This window comes from Paenibacillus protaetiae, from assembly GCF_004135365.1.
Taxonomy (GTDB): domain Bacteria; phylum Bacillota; class Bacilli; order Paenibacillales; family Paenibacillaceae; genus Paenibacillus_AP; species Paenibacillus_AP protaetiae.
On the sequence record NZ_CP035492.1, the window covers coordinates 103,281 to 123,800 of the forward strand.

Annotated in this window: 18 protein-coding genes; 14 read left to right on the forward strand and 4 right to left on the reverse strand. The window is 52.0% G+C overall.

Annotated features, from left to right (window positions below; genetic code table 11):
- Window positions 1-171 precede the first annotated feature (171 nt).
- Genes sufC through sufB form a run of 5 tightly spaced genes read left to right on the forward strand, consistent with a single transcriptional unit; the run spans window position 172 to window position 5,350 of the window.
- Entirely contained in the window at window positions 172-951 is a 780-nt protein-coding gene (gene sufC, locus ET464_RS00420; protein ID WP_129437259.1) for a Fe-S cluster assembly ATPase SufC, read from the forward strand.
- Window positions 952-972: 21 nt separating this feature from the next.
- The gene (gene sufD, locus ET464_RS00425; protein ID WP_129437261.1) at window positions 973-2,280 is read left to right on the forward strand and encodes a Fe-S cluster assembly protein SufD; all 1,308 of its coding nucleotides are present in this window, start codon (window positions 973-975) and stop codon (window positions 2,278-2,280) included.
- Complete coding sequence (locus ET464_RS00430; RefSeq protein ID WP_129437263.1) at window positions 2,277-3,503, forward strand: cysteine desulfurase; 1,227 nt, start codon at window positions 2,277-2,279, stop codon at window positions 3,501-3,503. The genes sufD and ET464_RS00430 overlap by 4 nt, the downstream gene beginning before the upstream one ends.
- Window positions 3,490-3,912: a Fe-S cluster assembly sulfur transfer protein SufU gene (gene sufU / locus ET464_RS00435; protein WP_129437265.1), complete on the forward strand. Its 423-nt coding sequence runs from the start codon at window positions 3,490-3,492 to the stop codon at window positions 3,910-3,912. Before ET464_RS00430 ends, sufU begins: the two co-directional genes overlap by 14 nt.
- Window positions 3,913-3,952: 40 nt before the next feature.
- On the forward strand, window positions 3,953-5,350 hold the full coding sequence (gene sufB, locus ET464_RS00440) for a Fe-S cluster assembly protein SufB (RefSeq protein WP_129437266.1): 1,398 nt from the start codon (window positions 3,953-3,955) through the stop codon (window positions 5,348-5,350).
- 143 nt (window positions 5,351-5,493) lie between these two features.
- On the opposite strand, the gene ET464_RS00445 is transcribed toward sufB, so the two are convergent.
- From ET464_RS00445 to ET464_RS20485, 3 genes are all read right to left on the reverse strand, one after another.
- Window positions 5,494-6,564 (reverse strand): HD-GYP domain-containing protein, encoded by a 1,071-nt coding sequence (locus ET464_RS00445; RefSeq protein ID WP_129437268.1) that lies wholly within the window; start codon window positions 6,562-6,564, stop codon window positions 5,494-5,496.
- Window positions 6,565-6,656: 92 nt separating this feature from the next.
- Window positions 6,657-7,733: a ThiF family adenylyltransferase gene (locus ET464_RS00450; protein WP_129437270.1), complete on the reverse strand. Its 1,077-nt coding sequence runs from the start codon at window positions 7,731-7,733 to the stop codon at window positions 6,657-6,659.
- Window positions 7,734-7,749: 16 nt separating this feature from the next.
- Window positions 7,750-8,490 (reverse strand): molybdenum cofactor biosynthesis protein, encoded by a 741-nt coding sequence (locus tag ET464_RS20485; protein WP_129437272.1) that lies wholly within the window; start codon window positions 8,488-8,490, stop codon window positions 7,750-7,752.
- A gap of 92 nt (window positions 8,491-8,582) precedes the next feature.
- Here ET464_RS20485 and moaA point away from each other — a divergent pair, with 92 nt between their 5' ends.
- From moaA to ET464_RS00500, 9 genes are all read left to right on the forward strand, one after another.
- Window positions 8,583-9,587: a GTP 3',8-cyclase MoaA gene (gene moaA / locus ET464_RS00460; protein WP_129437274.1), complete on the forward strand. Its 1,005-nt coding sequence runs from the start codon at window positions 8,583-8,585 to the stop codon at window positions 9,585-9,587.
- Window positions 9,588-9,628: 41 nt separating this feature from the next.
- Window positions 9,629-11,062 (forward strand): bifunctional metallophosphatase/5'-nucleotidase, encoded by a 1,434-nt coding sequence (locus ET464_RS00465; protein WP_129437276.1) that lies wholly within the window; start codon window positions 9,629-9,631, stop codon window positions 11,060-11,062.
- Between the two features lie 142 nt (window positions 11,063-11,204).
- Window positions 11,205-12,323 (forward strand): HD-GYP domain-containing protein, encoded by a 1,119-nt coding sequence (locus ET464_RS00470; protein ID WP_129437278.1) that lies wholly within the window; start codon window positions 11,205-11,207, stop codon window positions 12,321-12,323.
- A gap of 193 nt (window positions 12,324-12,516) precedes the next feature.
- The gene (gene yfkAB, locus ET464_RS00475; RefSeq protein ID WP_129437280.1) at window positions 12,517-13,653 is read left to right on the forward strand and encodes a radical SAM/CxCxxxxC motif protein YfkAB; all 1,137 of its coding nucleotides are present in this window, start codon (window positions 12,517-12,519) and stop codon (window positions 13,651-13,653) included.
- 37 nt (window positions 13,654-13,690) lie between these two features.
- Window positions 13,691-15,055 (forward strand): hemolysin family protein, encoded by a 1,365-nt coding sequence (locus tag ET464_RS00480; RefSeq protein WP_244226607.1) that lies wholly within the window; start codon window positions 13,691-13,693, stop codon window positions 15,053-15,055.
- Window positions 15,056-15,113: 58 nt separating this feature from the next.
- Window positions 15,114-16,142 carry a sporulation integral membrane protein YtvI gene (ytvI, locus tag ET464_RS00485; RefSeq protein ID WP_129437284.1) on the forward strand — a complete coding sequence of 343 codons (1,029 nt, stop codon included), beginning with the start codon at window positions 15,114-15,116 and terminating at the stop codon, window positions 16,140-16,142.
- A gap of 170 nt (window positions 16,143-16,312) precedes the next feature.
- Window positions 16,313-16,549, forward strand: coding sequence for a spore coat associated protein CotJA (locus tag ET464_RS00490; protein WP_129437286.1), 237 nt, complete (start codon window positions 16,313-16,315; stop codon window positions 16,547-16,549).
- 2 nt (window positions 16,550-16,551) lie between these two features.
- Entirely contained in the window at window positions 16,552-16,815 is a 264-nt protein-coding gene (locus ET464_RS00495) for a spore coat protein CotJB (RefSeq protein ID WP_129437288.1), read from the forward strand.
- 33 nt (window positions 16,816-16,848) lie between these two features.
- Window positions 16,849-17,418, forward strand: a complete 570-nt coding sequence (locus ET464_RS00500) for a manganese catalase family protein (protein WP_129437291.1) — start codon at window positions 16,849-16,851, stop codon at window positions 17,416-17,418.
- Between the two features lie 149 nt (window positions 17,419-17,567).
- On the opposite strand, the gene ET464_RS00505 is transcribed toward ET464_RS00500, so the two are convergent.
- The gene (locus ET464_RS00505; protein ID WP_129437293.1) at window positions 17,568-20,495 is read right to left on the reverse strand and encodes a DUF7507 domain-containing protein; all 2,928 of its coding nucleotides are present in this window, start codon (window positions 20,493-20,495) and stop codon (window positions 17,568-17,570) included.
- Window positions 20,496-20,520 lie beyond the last annotated feature (25 nt).

Here is a 20,520-nt window from a genome sequence, read left to right on the forward strand (position 1 = left end):
CGAACCTACCCGCTCGTAAAAGGAATGGAGTGATCCGGTAGACGGAGCTCACATTGCTTTATAACAAGACTTATAATAAAATAATTATTGAGAATCAATGAGAATCACTTCATTTTGATTTTGCAATGGGGTACTTACTTTACAAACTAACCTTGGAGGGATAAGCATATCATGGCAACACATTTTGTCATCGAAGGACTGAAAGCGTCCATCGAAGAAAAAGAAATTTTAAAAGGCATCAACCTCGAGATCAAAGGCGGCGAAATTCACGCCATCATGGGACCAAACGGTACAGGCAAAAGTACGCTGGCTTCCGCGCTGATGGGCCATCCTAAATATGAAGTAACGGAAGGCACAGCTACGCTTGACGGCGAAGATCTGCTGGAGATGGCTGTTGACGAGCGCGCACGCGCCGGTCTGTTCCTGGCAATGCAATACCCAAGCGAGATTGCAGGCGTAACGAACTCCGACTTCCTGCGCAGCGCCATTAACGCGCGCCGTGAAGAAGGCCAAGAAATTTCGCTGATCAAGTTCATCCGCCAAATGGAAGGCAAAATGAAAGAACTCGAAATGAACCCTGAGTTCGCACACCGTTACCTGAACGAAGGTTTCTCCGGCGGCGAGAAAAAACGGAACGAAATTTTGCAAATGATGATGCTTGATCCCAAAATCGTCGTGCTTGACGAAATCGACTCCGGTCTCGATATCGACGCGCTGAAAGTCGTTGCTAACGGCGTTAACGCGATGCGTTCCGAAGACCGCGGTTTCTTGATCATCACGCACTATCAGCGTTTGCTCAACTACATCCAACCGGACTTCGTGCACGTTATGATGCAAGGCCGCATTGTGAAATCCGGCGGTCCTGAGCTTGCAGCCCGCCTGGAAGCGGAAGGTTATGATTGGGTCAAAGAAGAACTTGGCATCGTGGACGAAACGGTCGGCCAGGCTTAATTAACGGAGGGGGCAAAACGAATGAGCAGCACACAACTTTCGACGCCTACTGACCGTCAGTCGGCTGAGGCGCTGGCACGCGCCAAGGGAGAGCCGGAATGGCTTGTTGCCCTTCGCGGCGAAGCGGCTGAGCTGGCTGCAACACTGGGCTGGCCGAAACCGGAAAAAATGAACATCGAAAAATGGAATTTGACAGCTGTCGGCAGCTATGAGAAAGCAAACGCCGTAACATCGGCAAGCGAGCTTCCATCTGTTGTCCGCGAACTCGTGACAAACGATACGGACAATGTGCTTGTACAGCAAAATTCCGGAGCCGTATACAGCAAGCTGTCCGCTGAGCTGTCGGCTAAAGGCGTTATTTTCACCGATCTGGAGACGGCATGCCGCGAGCATGGCGACCTCGTTCAAAAATATTTGTTCAAAGCATTAAAGAAAGATGAAGACAAGCTGACGGCGCTGCATGCCGCGCTTTGGAACGGCGGAGTATTCCTGTACGTTCCGCGGAACGTGGAAGTGGAAGTGCCGCTTCAAGCGATCTTGTCCACGACCAATGCAGACGCTTCGTTTGCGCCGCATATTGTTATTGTGGCGGAGAGCAACAGCCGCGTAACGTACGTTGACAACGTCGTATCCGAAGGCGCTGCGGGCGAATCGTATGTGCATCATGCCGGCATCGAAATTTTTGTCGGCCCTGGCGCGCTTGTCCGCTTTGGCTCCATTCACCAGCTGTCCGAAGGCGGCATCGACCTTACGCTTCGCCGCGCCGTTGTGGAAAACGACGGGCGGATCGAATGGGTTATCAGCGACCTGAATGACGGCGCTACAATGTCCGACACGTCTTCCTTGCTGAAAGGCAACGGTTCGACCTCGGACGCGAAAGTGATCAGCATCGGCAAAAACAGCCAGCAAATGAGCATCACGACACGCGCTGTGCATATCGGTCTTTCTTCGGAAAGTGATATGATTACGCGCGCAGTTATGAAAGATTCGGCTACGGCGATCATCAACGGCATTACGAAGATCGAGAAAGGCGCTACGAAAGCAAACGGCCAGCAAACGGAACGCGTGCTGATGCTTAGCCCGAAAGCGCGCGGCGACGCGAACCCGATTCTTCTCATCGACGAAGATGACGTTAAAGCCGGACACGCGGCCAGCGTTGGCCAAGTGAACCAAGAGCAAGTGTACTACCTGATGTCCCGCGGTATTTCGAAGCAGGACGCTGAACGCCTCATCATTTACGGATTTTTGACGCCTGTCGTAACGGAAATTCCGATTGATGCTGTACGCGAGCAGCTCGAGCGCGTGCTCGAAAGGAAGCTGGAAGGATGAATATTCAAGCAATAAAGGAACAGTTTCCGATATTGCAGCAGGAAGTGAACGGGCATCCGCTCGTTTACCTGGACAGCGCGGCGTCTTCACAGAAGCCGCGTTCCGTCATTGATGCGATATCCCGCTATTACGAGACCGACCATTCCAACGTTCACCGCGGCGTGCATACGCTTGGTTCGAGGGCGACGGAAGCGTATGAGGGAGCTCGCGAGAAGGTTGCGTCTTTCCTGAACGCCGCCCATCCGGAAGAAATCGTATTTACACGCGGCACGACAACGGCGCTTAATCTCGTGGCTTCGTCATATGCGCGTTCGGTATGCAAGGAAGGCGACGAAATCGTCATTACGCCGATGGAGCATCACAGCAACCTCATTCCTTGGCAGCAGGCTGCCAAAGCAACCGGGGCGACGCTGAAATATATTCCGCTCCAGCCGGACGGCAGCTTGTCGCTTGCAGATGTGGAGAAAACGATCACGCCGAACACGAAAGTCGTGTCGGTCACGTACGTTTCGAATGTGCTGGGCGTTGTGAACCCGATTAAGGAAATTACGGCCATTGCCCACCGGAACGGTGCCGTAATGGTAGTGGACGGAGCACAAAGCACCGCCCATCTGAAAATCGACGTCCAGGACCTGGACTGCGATTTTTACGCTTTTTCCGGTCATAAAATGTGTGGTCCTACCGGCATCGGCGCCTTGTACGGCAAAAAATCGCTGCTGGAGAAGATGGAGCCGATTGAATACGGCGGCGAAATGATCGACTTTGTTGACCTGTACGAGTCGACCTGGAAAGACGTTCCGTACCGGTTTGAAGGCGGCACGCCGATCATTGCCGGAGCCGTAGGCTTAGGCGCTGCCATTGATTTTCTGCAGCAGATCGGCCTGGATGAAATCGATAAGCATGAACGGCGCCTTGCCGCATATGCTTACGACAAACTGACGGCGATGGACGGCATTACCGTGTACGGGCCTTCGTCCAACCGGGTAGGCCTCGTGACGTTTAATTTGGGCGACATTCATCCGCATGACGTCGCAACTGTCCTGGATTCCGAGGGCGTTGCGGTACGCGCAGGCCATCATTGCTGCCAGCCGCTCATGCGCTGGCTGAATGTTTCGGCTACGGCGAGAGCAAGCTTTTATTTATACAATACCGAGGAGGACATCGACCGCCTGGCGGATGCCCTGCTCAAAACAAAGGAGTTCTTCGGTCATGCAATTGGATGATTTATATCGCAGAGTCATCATGGATCATTATAAAAATCCACGCAACCGCGGAACGATGGACAACGAAGCCGTAACAATCAATTTAAATAATCCGACCTGCGGCGATCGGATTCAGCTGCAATTGCAGGTGGAGGAAGGCGTTGTGAAAGACGCGCGCTTCACCGGCGAAGGCTGCTCGATATCCATGAGTTCCGCATCCATGATGACGGAAGCCGTTAAAGGCAAAACATTTGGCGAAGCTCAGGCCATGGCGGAAAAGTTCTCCGCTTTGATGAAAGGCGAGCCGGCTGAATTTGAAGAATATGAAGAAATTGAAGCTTTATCCGGCGTGAACAAGTTTCCGGCTCGCATCAAATGCGCAACGCTGGCATGGAACGCGCTTCGCAAAGGCATTGAGCAGCAGCAGTAACGGCTGCGTATTCGCAGCAAACAGAAGGAGATGAATGAACATGGCAAAAGAAATGCCTGAACTTGATGAATACAAGTATGGCTTCCGTGACGAACATAAAGCCGTATTCCAATCCGGCAAAGGCTTAACGCCTGAAATCGTCCGCACAATTTCCGAAATGAAAGGCGAACCGGAATGGATGCTGGACTTCCGCCTGAAGTCGCTGGAGCAATTTAACAAAATGCCGATGCCGCAATGGGGCGGCGATCTGAACGAGCTTGATTTTAACGACATCCAATACTATGTAAAGCCTTCTGAGAAGCAAGGCAAAACATGGGAAGAGGTTCCGCAGGAAATCAAGGAAACGTTCGATAAGCTGGGTATTCCAGAAGCAGAGCAAAAGTTCCTGGCCGGCGTATCGGCGCAATACGAGTCCGAAGTCGTTTACCACAGCATGCAGGAAGATCTGGAGAAGCAAGGCGTTATCTTTACGGATACCGATACGGCGCTTCGCGAACATCCGGAAATTTTCAAAGAATACTTCGGTACGGTTATCCCGTCCAGCGACAATAAATTCGCGGCGCTCAACAGCGCGGTATGGTCCGGCGGCAGCTTTATCTACGTGCCAAAAGGCGTCAAATGTGAAATTCCGCTGCAAGCGTATTTCCGGATCAACTCGGAGAACATGGGCCAATTCGAAAGAACGCTCATTATCGCCGACGAAGGCAGCTTCGTGCATTACGTAGAAGGCTGTACCGCTCCGGTATACAGCACGAACTCGCTGCACAGCGCGGTCGTTGAAATTCTCGTGAAGAAGGACGCGCGTGTCCGTTATACGACGATCCAGAACTGGGCGCCAAACATCTATAACCTCGTGACGAAACGTGCCGTTGCCGAAGAGAACGCCAACATGGAATGGGTCGACGGCAACATCGGCTCGAAGCTGACGATGAAATACCCTGCGGTAATCTTGAAAGGCCGCGGCGCCAAAGGCTCCGTGCTTTCGATCGCGGTTGCGGGCAAAAATCAGCATCAAGATGCCGGCGCTAAAATGATCCACCTTGCACCGGACACGACTTCGACGATCGTATCCAAGTCCATCAGTAAACACGGCGGCAAAGTAACGTACCGTGGTCTCGCATCGTTCCGCCGCGGCGCGGAAGGTTCGAAATCGAACATCAAATGCGATACGCTTATTCTCGATAACGAGTCGACGTCGGATACGATTCCGTACAACGAAATTATGAACGACAACATTACGCTCGAGCATGAAGCGACGGTATCGAAGGTATCCGAAGACCAGCTCTTCTACCTGATGAGCCGCGGCTTAAGCGAAGCCGAAGCGACGCAAATGATCGTTATGGGCTTCATCGAGCCGTTTACGAAAGAACTGCCGATGGAATATGCGGTAGAGATGAACCGTCTCATTAAGTTCGAGATGGAAGGCTCGATCGGTTAAACTCGTTTCGACCGATTTTATAGCACTGCAAAAAGGCTGTCCCGAAGTCATCCAGGATGATGACGGGACAGCCTTTTTTGGGGTTCAAGCATAGCTAGAAAAAAAAGGGAAATAACGGAGTGCGGCGAGCAGCGGGAAATCCGCTACAAATAAATTTCTTGAATGACGTAATTCCGTTCAACGGTCAAGTCGATAAACTGGTCGTCTACCTGGATCAACGGGCGGAAAAACTCGATCGGGTGCGTCATAATGATGGTGCCGATTTCGCCGGTTTCCAGCTTTGCTTTTTTGCCGATAAAATTAGGAATCATATGTTTAATGAAGGTTTGCGTAATATGAGGGTCAAGCTCGTTAAAGCTCATCCGGTACAATTCTTTCAAGACGAACAGCAAGTCGCGTTTTTGCCGGTATACCCGTTCGGAAATCATCGCGCTGTAAATATCGACTACACTAATGATTTTGGCTACCGGATGAATGTCTTCGCCTTTCAGGCCGTATGGATAACCGCTGCCGTCAATGCGTTCATGATGCTGGACAGCGCTTACAGCAAGATAAGGCTCGTCCCCAAACCATTGCATAATGAGATCATGCCCGAAAAGGGTATGTTTTTTTACTTCATCGAATTCTTCTTCTGTTAGTTTGCCAGGTTTGTTTAAGATGTCATGGCTGATTTTGGATTTGCCGATATCATGCAAATAACCCGCTTTGGAAATAAGCAGCGCTTCTTCCTTCGGGTAACCGAGCCATGAAGCCAAATAATAGGACAACATGCCGACCTGCACCGAATGCTGGTAGGTATAGTCGTCACTGGTGTTTAAAAGAAGAAGTAGCGATACGACGTCGCGCTCCATCTGGAAATTGTCCAGAAGAGGCTGAACCGCATCGGAAATTTCCTGCTTGTTTACGACACCTTCTTGTTTGGCGATATCGTATATGTTTTTAAAGGAAGTAACGGCCGATTCATATAGAGGCTGGACTGTAGGAAGCCATTTTGGATTAACGATCGTTTCCAATGTTCTGGCTGCCGGCATGTCCGCTGTTGCGGCAGAAGATCTATTCTCTATTTCGACATATTCAATCTGATGCTGTTGTAATTTGGAAATATCAGCGTAGTTTAATATAGTGCCTTTGGAGAGCACATGAAGCCCAAATTGATTGAATGTGTCCCGGCTTAATCGGTCGCCGCTTACTAAGTCCGTTACATGAACTCTCATTCACACACCTCTGCCCCAGTTAGTTAGACTATATAACACTAATAGTAACAACGCTTTTAATTGTTGGCAATAAGATGGTATTTCAAATGAGTCTAAATGCCTAATATTTCGGCATAAACCGCCCTTGCTTTTGTTGGGCTGTCCGTTCCTTGGACTAACGCTCTGCCATCCGGGAATAGGACTAACACGATGCCGTCCGGCCGCTCCAGACGAAGCAGATAAGGGCTAAGCGTCACATGTCCCGCGGACTGAAGCCGCGCAGCTGTTTCTTCCAGCGCAGGAGGCATAGAGCTGCGGCTTGGCGTAATTTGAATCGTATTGCGCCCGCATAAAGAAGCGGCAGCAGCTTCATCGGTATGGCGTTCCAGTAGGCTGTATTCCTGTCTTCCGCAAACCGGACAGTCGGGCCGGCGAGCTTCCTTAATATCAAGCGGCAAATATCCGTTATTCCAAAAGTCGAGCTGCATCAGCTTGCCGTGCAGCTTGCTGTGCTGTCCGGTCAGCAGCTTGATGGCTTCCAACGCTTGATGGGACGCGATAATGTCGACTACCGGCGATAATATGCCGGCCGTCTCGCATGTATCCGTGCTTCCCGGAGCAGGCGTTTCCGGGAACAGGCAGCGGTAGCAGGCGGTTATGCCTGGCCGCACCGTCATCGTCGCTCCCGCGCCGCCGACTGCACCCCCGTATATCCACGGGATGCCGTATTTGGCGCTGACTTCGTTTAACAAATAACGCACCGAGAAATTGTCGGTTCCGTCTAAGATGACATCCACATCATGGAGTAGGCTGGCGGCGTTATCGGCCGTAACATCAGCGACAACCGGCTCGACGGCAACCGAGCTGTTCATGTCGCGCAGCCGAGCAGCCGCCGCTTCGGCTTTGGGCAGCAGGTTAAGCACGTCGCGTTCGCCATACAGCATTTGGCGCTGCAAATTGCTCCATTCCACGATATCGCGGTCGATAATCCGTACGAACCCGATACCGGAGCGGACCAGATGCTGGGCAATGACGGAGCCTAAGGCGCCCATACCGACAACTGCAGCTTTGCTGGCGCTTAAAGCTTGCTGGCCAGTCCGGCCGACGCCGGCAAAACGGATTTGCCGGGCATAACGTATGTCATCAGCCGGGAGCTGATCAGATCCTGCTGATTCTGCTGGCTCGTTCATCGCTGCTGCGCTCCTTCTATTCATAATGTTCAAGAGGTACGGTTGGATTCCATGGTCCGTTCTGATGCCCTACCCACTCGGAGCCGTCCTCCCAAATTTCTTTTTTCCAGATCGGCACGATTTGTTTCAGCCTTTCGATAGCATAACGGCTTGCTTCATAACAAGCGGCGCGGTGAGGTGCGGAAACGGCAATCACAACGCTGGTTTCCGCAATGCCCACTTCGCCGAGCCGGTGCGTAATCGCGCAAAGCGCGCCCGGCCAACGTTCAGCAATTTCCTCTCCGATCTGCTCCATTGTCCGAACCGCCATCGGCTCATACGCTTCGTAGCTTAATCGCAGCGTGCGTTTGCCTGCCGTCCACTCGCGAGTCGTGCCGACAAACGCAATCGACGCCCCGTGTTCGGGAACGATGACTTTGGCAAGCACCTCGTCTGCACCGATGTTCCCGGTCGTCAGAACGTAACGCCGCCCCTTTCCGGAGTCCTCTTCCGAAGGCCCGGGTTCACCGCCGGAAACAGGCGGAAGCATAGCCAGCTCGTCGCTTGCGAGAATAACAGTATCATCGGAAGCATACATGTGGTTGCGGGCGATAAACGATGCGCCAAGCAGCGCGGCGTGCTCCGGATAAGCTTCCGCCAGCCGTTTCTTTAAGTCGGATACCGCCATCGAGCCATCCGCCGTTTCGACCGTAATGGCGGATGTTCCAAACCGTTCCGCAAGGCCGGCAAACAGCTGGATGGACCAATTATATGTCATGGATATAACCTCGTATTCGCATAGTTTTTGAATAGTTACTAGCATATCATAATCTTTTCAAAAATGTTATTCTAGGAACATATCGAAAGGATGTGCGGCTTGTGTTAACGGACCGTTTTGGAAGAGTGCATGATTATTTGCGCATTTCAGTAACCGACCGCTGCAATTTGCGCTGCTTGTATTGCATGCCCGAGGAAGGCGTTCAGTTTATGGAGTCTTCCGAGCTGCTCAGCTATGACCAAATTGTAGAGGTTGTGCAGGCGGCCGCCGCCATGGGGATCAGGAAGCTTCGGATTACAGGGGGAGAACCATTGGTACGCCCGGGGCTGCCCGGCCTGATTGAACGGTTGTCGGCCATTGAGGGCATTGAAGATATTGCATTAACGACAAACGGCATTTTGCTTGCGAAGCAAGCGGATGCGCTGAAGAAAGCAGGGCTTTCCCGAGTAAACATAAGCTTGGATACGCTGGATGCGGCTAGGTTCCGCTTTATCGCCCGCCGCGGCGATTTGCGCAAAGTGATGGAAGGCATCGAAGCGGCGTTTGCCGCCGGTTTTTCGCCGATCAAGCTGAATTGTGTTTTGTTAAAAGGAGTTAATGAGGACGAGATCGCCGATTTCTTGAAGCTAGCTTACGAACAGCCGCTTCATGTGCGATTTATCGAATATATGCCGATCGGACATGAGGATGAAGGCTGGAGAAGCCACTATTTGCCGCTCTCGCGCGTGCTGGATATTGCGGGTGAGCAAGGGTACCGCATAAAGCGGCGGGAGCTTGTAAAAGGGAACGGCCCTTCCGATGACTGGCAAATGGAAGGCGGAACCGGTTCCTTCGGGCTGATTCATCCGATCAGCGACCATTTTTGCGCAAGCTGCAACCGGCTGCGCCTGACGGCTGACGGCTCCATCAAGCCTTGCTTGTACTGGGTGGATGAGCTGAACGTCAAACCTGCGCTCGGCGATGAAGAAGCGCTCCGGGCTTTGCTGCTGCGCGCTATGGATGTCAAGCCGGTCAGCCATGAGATGGCGGCTAAGCTTGCAGGGCAAGCGGTATCTCATCAGCCGACGGACAGGCGGATGTCGCAAATCGGGGGGTAACCGGCGGCGGTGCGCATGAGCATACAGCAAGGAGGCTGGAAATGGACGTTTCCAAATTGATTATTATTCATAGCAACGATATTCATAGCCGCCTTGAAAATGCGGCAAAAATCGCTTCGATTATTGAAACGGAGCGGCAAGCGGCAGGACAGGAGCATGTGCTGGCAATTGATATTGGCGACCATATGGACCGGATGCGCGCCGAAACGGAAGGAAGCGACGGACTTGTTAACGCTGAGCTGCTCAGCGCAGCAGGCTACGAGCTAGTTACGCTTGGCAACAATGAAGGCTTAACCTATATGCCGGAAGTGATGGAGCGGGCTTACCGCGGATCAGGATTCCAGGTTCTGTGCGCCAACTTAAAGGCGGATGCGACCGGCGATTACCCGTCATGGCTGCAGCCAAGCGCCATTGTGGAGAAGGGCGGATTCAAGATCGGAATGATCGCCGCTACGGCCAATTTTCACGAATTTTATACGTTGATCGGCTGGCAGTCCAGCGAACCTTTGGCGGCTGTACGGGAACAGGTGGATAAGCTGCGCGAGCAGGTGGACATCATTGCCGTCATGTCGCATCTCGGATTGTCGCAGGACCGCCGAATGGCCGAAACCATTCCCGGCATCGACCTCATTATGGGAGGCCATACCCATCATTTGCTGGAGGAGCCTGAACGGATTGGCGGCACGATTATTTGCGCAGCGGGCAAACATGGCGAATATGCGGGGCGCGTCGAGATTGAGCGGAGCACGGAAAATGGCGGCCGACCGGTTATCCGGGCATCCGTCATTTCAACCGCGGCATGGGAGGAGCAGCCGGAAGCGGCGGCTGTCATCGCCCGTTATCAACAGTCGAGCTTCCAGCGCCTGAGCCGGGTTATTACCCGGCTCGAGCAGCCGCTGCCCGCCGAATTAAACGCGGAATCCCCGCTCGCTAATTTGCTGGCGGACGGGCTGCTCGCCTGGACGGATGCCGAGATTGGTCTCGTCAATACAGGGCAGCTGCTGGGCGGGCTTGCGGCCGGGGAAGTTACCGCAGGGCAGCTGCATGCGCTTTGCCCTTCGCCGATTAATCCGTGCCTGTTGCGGTTAAGCGGCGAAGATTTGCTGCTGGCGTTGGAGCAATCGCTTCTGCCGGATTTTATTGAAAAGCCGATCAAAGGTTTTGGTTTCCGCGGGAAGCTGCTTGGCACGCTGGCCGTTGCTGGCATGGAAGTAGCTTGCGACTTGGATCAGCCCCCTTACAGCCGGATCATATCCGTAACGGTGAAGGGCGAGCCGATTCGGCCGGAGCGGATATACCGGGTTGGCACCATTGATATGTTTACGTTTAAGGTGGGTTATGAATCTTTATCCCGTTCCGACATCCGGAACTATTATTTGCCTGAATTTATCCGGGATGTATTGGCGTCCCAGCTGCTTCATCCAGACCGGCTGGAAGCTTGCCGAAGCAAACGGTGGGTAAGTTTAAGTCTGTAGACACATTCGAAATGTGACGATTTTTGTCGAATTCACGTTGAAAAATGGTTGAATTTTCCTGAAAATTCCTTTACCATTAACAATAGAAATGGTTTTATCCGATGAATAGGATAATAGACCATTAGGGGGAAGGATCAAGGAAATGCGACTGCTGCCTATAGCAAGCTGCCGGCCGGGCATGAAATTGGCCAAAAAAATTTTCACCCAAGATGGTCTGGTACTATTAGGGGAAAATGTCGAATTAACGCAGCGGCTTCTAACCCGTTTGGAGCAATGCGGAATTCAATATGTATATATTGCGGACCCGAAGACGGACGATATCGTGCTGCCTGAGCTGATCAGCGAAAATACGATGCGTCTTGCGCTTCATGAAATAAAAACAAGTTTTCGCGAGCTGATGGACAGGCCCAGCCTGAAAAAAGGAACGTTCCATCCCTATGTCGCCCAGCCGTTTAAGCAAATTATGAGCCGGATTATCGAAGATTTGTCCAGCCACCGGGATGCGATGATTATGCTGATGAATATGGGTACCGTTGACCATTATTTGTACCAGCACTCGCTTAACGTTTGCGTATATACAACCTTGCTGGGCATGGCGCACGGCTATTCGCAGGACGAGCTGACGGTGCTCGGCATGGGCGCTTTGCTGCATGATGTCGGCAAGACGCAAATATCACCGGATGTGCTGCTTAAGCCGGGGAGGTTGACGGCGGCTGAATTCGAGCATATGAAGCAGCATGCGAAGCTGGGGTTTGAGCTGCTGAAGGATGAGCCGAACATCCCGTTAATCGTTGCCCACTGCGCATTCCAGCATCATGAACGGCTGGATGGAAGCGGGTATCCGAGGGGAATCGGCGGAAATGACATTCACGAATACGCCAAGTGGATTGGACTCGTCGATTCCTACGATGCGATGACGACGAACCGGGTTTACCGCAAGCCGCTGCTTCCGCATCATGCCATTGAAGTGCTGTATGCCGGGACAGGAACTTTATATGAGCAATATATGGTGCAGACGTTCAGAGATAAGGTTGCGATCTACCCGCTTGGCATTACCGTTAAGCTGCATACCGGCGAATCGGGGGTTGTTGTGGATTTCAATAACGCCTACCCGCATCGGCCGATTGTACGGGTGTTGTATAATGAAGCGGGCGAAGAGTTAAAGGTGCCATACGAAATTGATTTGTCCAAGCACCTGGCTACGATGATTGTCAGCGTGGATGACGAAGACTCTCATACGCCGCTTGTATCGGGGATTTGACCGGTATTAGCCGAAAAAGAACCAAACAGGTGCCTGTGAAGGCCATGTTTGGTTCTTTTTCGCTGTAATCGAACGTTCCTATTTGCTTACTTTCGTTTCGGACATTACAATAAAGTAGGCTTTCTTGCCCGGCGGCTGTCAGGCGGGCGGGCAAGAAGTTTTAAAAAAATGAATGTCAGGTGCTGATGTGACGATGATAAACATGCAACAAATGGTAGATACTAATAAACTAGCCCCGCTATCTCCGGCGAATGATCCTTGGGATCCGATACGTTCTTTGGAAAGATACGGAAAACATACATTGACAAGTGTGGAAATGACCGTTTCCAACTTATGCAACATGCGCTGCGAGCATTGTGCAGTTGGCGATACGCTTGTGATGAAAGAACCCGACAAGCTGCCGCTGGAACTTATGATTAAACGGCTGGATGAAGTCAAACATCTGGAAACGATCAGCATTACCGGCGGGGAGCCGTCTTTCTCCGAACGGACGGTACGGGAATATATGGTGCCGCTGCTGCAATATGCTAGGAGCAGAGGAATACGGTCGCAAATTAACTCGAATGTGACGCTGCCGTACAACCGGTACGAGCTGCTTGCTCCATATTTGGACGTGATGCATATTTCATTTAACTACACGAATGCCGATGAATTTCATCAGATCGGATTTGCCAAAGCGGGACACGCGGTGCCCCGCGAAGCGGCAGTGAAGCTGTACGACCGGATGATTGACAACGCCAAACGGCTTGCAGATGCAGGCGTGCTTGTATCGGCCGAGTCGATGATCAATTACCGGACACATCATCAGATTGAAGAAATTCATAAGCTTATTGTTGAGATGGGCTGTGCGCGGCATGAAGTGCATCCGATGTACCCAAGCTCATTTGCCAAAGGTCTTCCGGTCATTACGCGCCAGGAAATGCTGTCTGCCATTAACCGGCTGCTGGATGCGCGCGACCGCAATGTATGGATGCTGTTCGGTACGCTTCCGTTTTACCGCTGCAGCGATGATGCGACGGAGCGCGAGCTGCTGAGCAGGCTGTCGCAGGAGCATAACGTAACCGTGCGCAACGATCCGGACGGCCGGAACCGGTTAAATGTCAATTTGTTTACCGGTGAAGTATTTGTAACCGATTTTTCCGATGTTCCGGCATTTGGCAATATGAAGGAAGACCGGCTGGATGATTTGTTTGAACGGTGGCTCGGGCTGCCGCTGGCGCAAAGCGTCAATTGCCATTGCCCGGCAGCTTCCTGCTGCGGCCCGAATTTGCTTGTCAAAGATATGTATTACAAAGAGACCGATTTTCATCAGCGCCGCGCGGTTATATAACGGCATCATAAGCGGCAATTGAAGGAGAGTAATGGCTTTGGGATACCCTTTAGCTGCAGAGTATGCTGACTTTGTGCCTGGTAAAATTTTCGTCAATGTGATCATTGTCATTGTGCTTGTGTTTGCTAACGGTTTTTTTGTGGCGGCTGAATTCGGACTGGTCAAGGTGAGGGAAAGCCGGCTGACCCAGCTGGCCAACGAAGGAAATGTGCGCGCCAAATATGCGCTTAAAGTAAACGGAAAGCTGGACGCTTACTTGTCCGCAACCCAGCTAGGCATTACGCTTGCCTCGCTTGGGCTCGGATGGGTAGGCGAGCCGGCTATTTCCCATCTGATCGTGGAACCGGCTATGAGCAGGCTTGGTTTCGCCAATTTGGCTGCTGCGCCGGCAATTTCGGTGGCGATTGGATTTATCGTTATTACCTTTTTGCATATCGTGCTTGGCGAGCTTGCGCCCAAATCGCTGGCGATTCAAAAGTCGGAGCAGGTATCGTTGTGGCTGTCCGTACCGCTTCTTGTGTTCCATAAAATCTTTTATCCTGCCATCTGGCTTCTGAATGGAGCCGCCAACCAGTTTCTTCGTTTAATTGGCCTTAAGCCGGCCAGCGAAGGAGAGGGCGCCCATACCGAAGAAGAAATCCGGATCTTAATGAATCAAAGCGCCCAAAGCGGAATTATAGACAGTGATGAAATGAAACTGTTTGATAATATTTTTGAATTTTCCGACCGGCTTGCACGCGAAGTTATGCTCCCGCGCACCGATATGGACTGTTTGCTGACTGCGCAGCCGTATGCAGAAAGCATGAAGCATGTTTACGCAACGAAGCATACTCGTTACCCTGTCGGCATAGAAGATAAAGACCAAATTATCGGGTTTGTCCATATTACCGATCTGTTGACGGCCGACCCCGATGAGGAGCAAAGCCTCGAGAAGTTTCTCCGCCCGATATTAAGCGTGCCGGAATCTATGGAGATTAGCGACGTGCTGAAGCTGATGCAGCGGCGGCATTCGCAGCTTGCCATTGTCGTGGACGAGTATGGCGGAACGGCCGGCATCATTACGACGGAAATGATTTTAGAGGAGATCGTAGGCGAAATCCATGACGAATTTGATGACGAGCTTCCGAGTATTGTAGTAAAGGGGGACGTAACTTCCGTAGAAGGGCGGATGCTTATCGAAGATGTAAACAGCTTAATGAATTTGAATATCGAGGATGAAGATGTCGATACGATAGGCGGCTGGCTGTTTACCAAGTTTGAAGGAAACCCGGCAAGAGGAAAAAAATGGACACACGACGGGTATGTGTTTGAGGTCGCAGAATGCGAACGGCTGCGCGTCATGCGTGTACATATTTATGCAGTGCCGCCGGAACAGCAGACGCCAGTGCTTGAAGAGGAATAAGCGGGCCGGTTATTGCTTTGCGGCAATCCGGCTCAATTCCGGATGAAGGGGAACCTGTATGTCGCTGAAAACGCTCGTATGGATCGCAGTAGGGTTATTGCTGTTGTATCTGATGTTTACGGTAGGGGCGCCGTTTCTGCTGGCGCTTGTTGTTGCGATATTCCTTGAGCCGCTCACCGGGCTGTTCATCCAGAGGCTCAAATGGAATCGGCTATTAGCTTCGGCTGTCTCCAGCACCTTATTTGTAGTGATGGTGATGGGGCTAATTTCGCTGCTAGGATTCAAAATTGTGAATGAGCTTATAGGCTACTCCCGCAAAGCGCCGCAATATTTTCAGAATGCCAGCGATTTGGTGAAATCGCTGATGGATCAAGCGGAGTCGATGTACCGGACACTGCCTCCTGATACGGTAGCCCAGCTGGATAATTGGCTGACAAGCTTTACGGATTGGCTGACCGGCCTCGTGCATATGTTATCCAATTCGCTGTTTACGTTCGCGTCCGGCATCCCTAGCATGTTTATATTTTTTGTTGTTTTTTTAGTTGCCGTCTATATGATCAGCTTTAGCCTTCCCGCCCTTAAATCCTCCATTTTATTGTTATTTGACGAAAAATCCAGACATCAGGTTGAAGCTGTCATGGTTAATCTCCGCCGCTCTATCTTTGGATTCATCCGCTCCCAGCTCATTCTCAGCTCGCTGACGTATATTTTATCGCTGCTTGGATTACTTCTATTGGATATCAGATATGCGATGGCGATAGCGTTGTTTATCGTTGTCGTTGATATTTTGCCGATTCTCGGAACGGGCAGCGTGCTTGTCCCTTGGGGCGTGTATTTGCTTATCACCGGCGATAATACGGGAGTTGGCTTGCTGGTTATGTTTCTTGTTATTACCGTAATCCGGCGGATCGTTGAGCCTAAAATCGTCGGAGACGCAGTAGGCATCGGGGCGCTTCCCGCCTTGATCAGCTTGTACGCCGGCCTGAAGCTTGTTGGCGTTATCGGCGTCTTCCTCGGCCCGCTGGTCGTTATTATTTATATGGCAGCCCGCAAAGCAGGCTTGTTTCAATTCAGATTTAAGCTGTAGCGGCGGCAGGAGCAGCCGCTGAGCACGAAAGAACGGCGTTTCCCGCAAGGAAAAGGCCGTTCTTTTTTTGTTATCATGCGGCTTTATGTGCCGGCATACAGTTATAGATAGAGAGGCTGCGCGCTTTGCGCGGCGCGAAAGACGTCAAACATGCAGGAGGTAAGCAGGAGATGACCCAACATAAATTCGATGAGAATCAGCTCCGCTTTTATGAGCCGTTTATAGGTCCTCATGATCCTTGTCCGCCGATTCTAGTCAAATCGTTTGTTGTGCCGCCCAATCAATATATAACGTTCCAGCCGCCTAATTTGCCGCAATTTTCGCTGCAGGAAGCTTTACGCTACGGCACGTTATGGCCGGCATTATTTAGTCCGTACCAATCCAAGCACGGAATGGGGGTAAGCTAACGGTGAGTTCTTTTGCACTGGATGAGCAATTTTATGCCAGACTGCTGGAGCTGCAGCAGGTGGATTTTGCGCTTGTGGAGCTGACCCTGTATTTGGATACGCATCCGCAGGATATGGCCGCCCTGCAGCAATACAATTATTTGGTGCAGCAGCGGCAGCATATCGCGGCTCAATACGAGCAGCTGTACGGGCCGCTGCTGCAATTTCAAAGCTTCTCCCGTTATCCATGGCAGTGGGCGGAAAGCCCCTGGCCGTGGCAAGTATAACGAATCCAATCCAGGAGCGGAGGAACGTATACGATGTGGGTGTATGAAAAAAAACTGCAGTACCCGGTTCGCGTAAGCAAATGCGATCCCCGGATGGCCAAATATTTGATCGAGCAATACGGCGGGGCTGACGGCGAGCTTTCCGCCGCGCTGCGTTATTTAAACCAGCGGTATTCGATTCCGGATAAGGTCATCGGTCTGTTGACCGACATCGGAACTGAGGAATTTGCGCATCTGGAAATGATCGCAACGATGGTATTCAAGCTGACGCAGGACGCCACGCCGCAAATGATGATCGATGCGGGGCTTGGAACGCATTATGCGAATCACGATAACGCGCTGTATTATGAAAGCGCAGGCGGCGTGCCGTGGACGGCATCGTACATAACGGCGAAAGGGGACCCTATCGCCGATTTGTACGAGGACATTGCGGCGGAAGAGAAGGCGCGGGCAACGTACCAATGGCTGATTGATATGACGGACGACGTCGATTTGCAGGACAGCCTGAAATTTTTGCGCGAGCGGGAAATTGTCCATTCGCTCCGGTTCCGCGAAGCGGTGGAGATCATCAAGGATTATCAGGGAACGAAGAAAGTATTTTAAGGTGAAGAATCCCCTGGAGCAGATGCGCCAGGGGATTTTTTTGCCGTGTGCATTCAGCTAACGGAACACTGTAGTGCAGCAATTACCAACGGCAGCCGATAAGAAATGTCCGGCTGCCGTTGAACTATATTTATGGTTACGCTAAATCACTATTCTTCCTCGACGATGACGATGACTGATGCTGCTGCTTCAAGCAGGGGGCCGTTCTCCGCTAAAGCGGATACCCGGCTGACAATGGCCGTGTCTTCGAGTACATCGGGTAAAATAAACGGGATGCGGATCGAATAATCGGCTCCGATGGAGAATGAGTCGGAGCGAAGAATGAGATTGAACAGCGGCGCCTTAATCATTTCGTTGATTAGAACGACATTGCCCGTATTGTGTATGCGAATCGTGAAGAAGACGGTTTCCCCGGGCCGTCCTATAGGCTGATTTACCGTATGCCTGAGCGTGGCGTTTGGCATTCTCCTTGTTGTTACGGAAGCAGGTGTTTGCTGAATCGGGGTTTGGTCGGAGAATGCAAGAGCGTGACTCGTAAATATCGTTCCGCCAACCGCGTCTGAAGGAATCGTAAAAGGCCGATCGAACGAGCGGCTTTCTCCGGGTTGCAGCGATGGGATAAGTGTGCTGAACGCCGTTAGCGGTTCGATGACGCGGACGTTCGTTAAGGTCTGCGAGCTTAGATTACGGACGAATACCGTAAAAATTGCGATTGTACCGGGATCTGCTATATCGGGAACGACCACATTCGTCAAGTCGAGCAGGAATCGTGACAATCCCACGATGACTCGTGCGAAGCTCTGCGGAGCAATGCTTCCCGCGGGTCTTTCAAGCCATTCGGCGGTCGCAACATTATCGAAACGGGTTCCTTGCAAAGCATCGGCCGGCACAACGAACGGGAACTGCACATACGCGACCTGCCCTGGATCAAGCGCGTCAATGGTCTCAAATGTTCCGGTGAGCGAATCGGATACGACAATGGCGGTTGCCAGATGGCTGCCGGTGTTCGCGACTTCGACCGTGTAGATGACCGTCCCTCCTGGCGCAGCCACATTACGGTCGGGAAACTTGCGGAGCGCAAGCGTTGTTGGCACTCCGGGAATCGCTTGGATTACGACTGAAGCCGCTGTACGTTGGAGCGGCGTCTGATCCGAGGCGGCTTCGAACTCGTTTGTAAGAATACTGCCATCTGCAGCATTGACAGGAACGACGAACGAGGCTGCCCGAACGATTGTGCCGCCTGCAGCTAGGCTCGAGACAATCTCGCTAACGCCGAGAAGCGGGTCGTTTAACATGACGTTCGTTTGCGTAATGTCTAACAGATTGGTAACGGTCAACACATAGTTAATGGTAGAGCCGGGGACAGCGGAAGCTGTATCAGACGTCTTGGATAAGGCTAATCCTTGACCCGTTACCGTAACGACGGACAATGCTTGAGCGGGGTCGGTCTGATCGGTCGTGACGGTAAGCAAGTTGGAGATCATAGTTCCGACCGAAGTCGTCGCCGGCACTGTGAATGGGAGCTGTACTTCCCTAATATCACCTACCGCAAGAACGGGGATCGATATATCTACGCCGAGAAGCGGATCTTGAACCCGAATGCCTGTAAGTGGAACGTTTCCAGAATTGGCGAGGGTGACTTGATATGAAAGGACCTGTCCCGGAGAGACCACGTTGGTCTCCGGCACTTTGCTCACACCAAGCAGCGGCATAGGCAATACTTCGACGGTGGCGGATGCGGTCACGCGCGAAGTCTGATCGGAAACGGCTTCGACCGTATTCGTATACACCTTAGGAGGCGATTCCAGCGGAACAAGAAAGGTTGTTCGGAAAATTTCCGACTGTCCGACAGCCAGAATGGGTATCGTCCTGCTTAATCCTGCCAGTCCATCGTTGAGCGCGATATTCGTAAGTGCGACGCTCCCCGTATTTCGTGCTTCGATCGTGAATTCGACCGTATCGCCCGGGAAGACGGAGATCGTATTCGCTTTGGCGGAGGAGGAATCGACCGTCGCGGAAACGGTATCGACAGATTTGAACAATGCTAGCCCGGGAACGCCGAGAACGAGTACGGAGGCGGATGCTTGCCGAGGTGTTAGATTGTCGCCCCGGATGTCGGAAGTGTTTACAATCGTTGAACCGCTGGCTGCACCGGATGCAATGACAAAAGGAATAATGAATTCCGCCTGAGTTCCGGCCTCTAAATGATCGATGGATTCGTTTAACCCGAGGAACGGATCTGTCAGCAATAAACCGGTAAAATCGACATTGCCGGTATTAGTTGCCGTTAACGTATAGAGCACGGTTTCTCCTGGCGCGGCGGCCGTGGGACTAACGGACTTGGTAAAGGTCAGCGCCGGGGAGGATGCTACGTTGATCGTAGCCGTCGCAGTTCGAATCTGTGCAAGTTGATCGGCCGTGACGGTCACTGTATTCGTGAGCGTTCCGGGAACCGTTGCGGCGGGCACAGTGAACGTTCGCTGAAGCTGCTGCGTCATCCCTGGAAGCAATAAATTAATAACTTCGAATAGGACGACGTGCGGGTCTTCGACCTGAATCCGGGTAAGCGGAACTTCGCCGGAGTTCGTAATCGTAAAAGTATACGTCACTGTATCGCCCGGCATCACGTCGGTTTGATCGGAAGTTTTGGTAACCGTCAGGTCAGGCACTAAACCAAACTTGGCGATGAACACATCCACCAAACCGCCCAGTGTCGTCTGAAAGGCGCCTGGGGTAACCGGAAAGTCGGAAGACAAGGTGTAGCCCGTAACATACATGTTGCCTGCGGCATCCCCTGTAATGGCGGCTCCGCTGTCCACGCCCGTTCCTCCCAATAAGGTGGAATAGATGAGCATGCTTCCATCGGGGTTTAACTTGGTCGCGAATGCATCCCTTGGGCCGCCGAGTGTCGTTTGAACCGCGTCCGGCGTTGTCGGGAAATCGTCAGACAGCGTATAACCGGTAAGAAAAGCATTGCCGAACGGATCAAGGCCGCTGCCATAAGCGATCTGGGTGTTGGTTCTGCCTAAGTAGGTCGAATACACGAGCGCGCTTCCTTCCGGATTCAGCTTGGTCATGAAAGCATCGTTCGTGCCCCCGAAC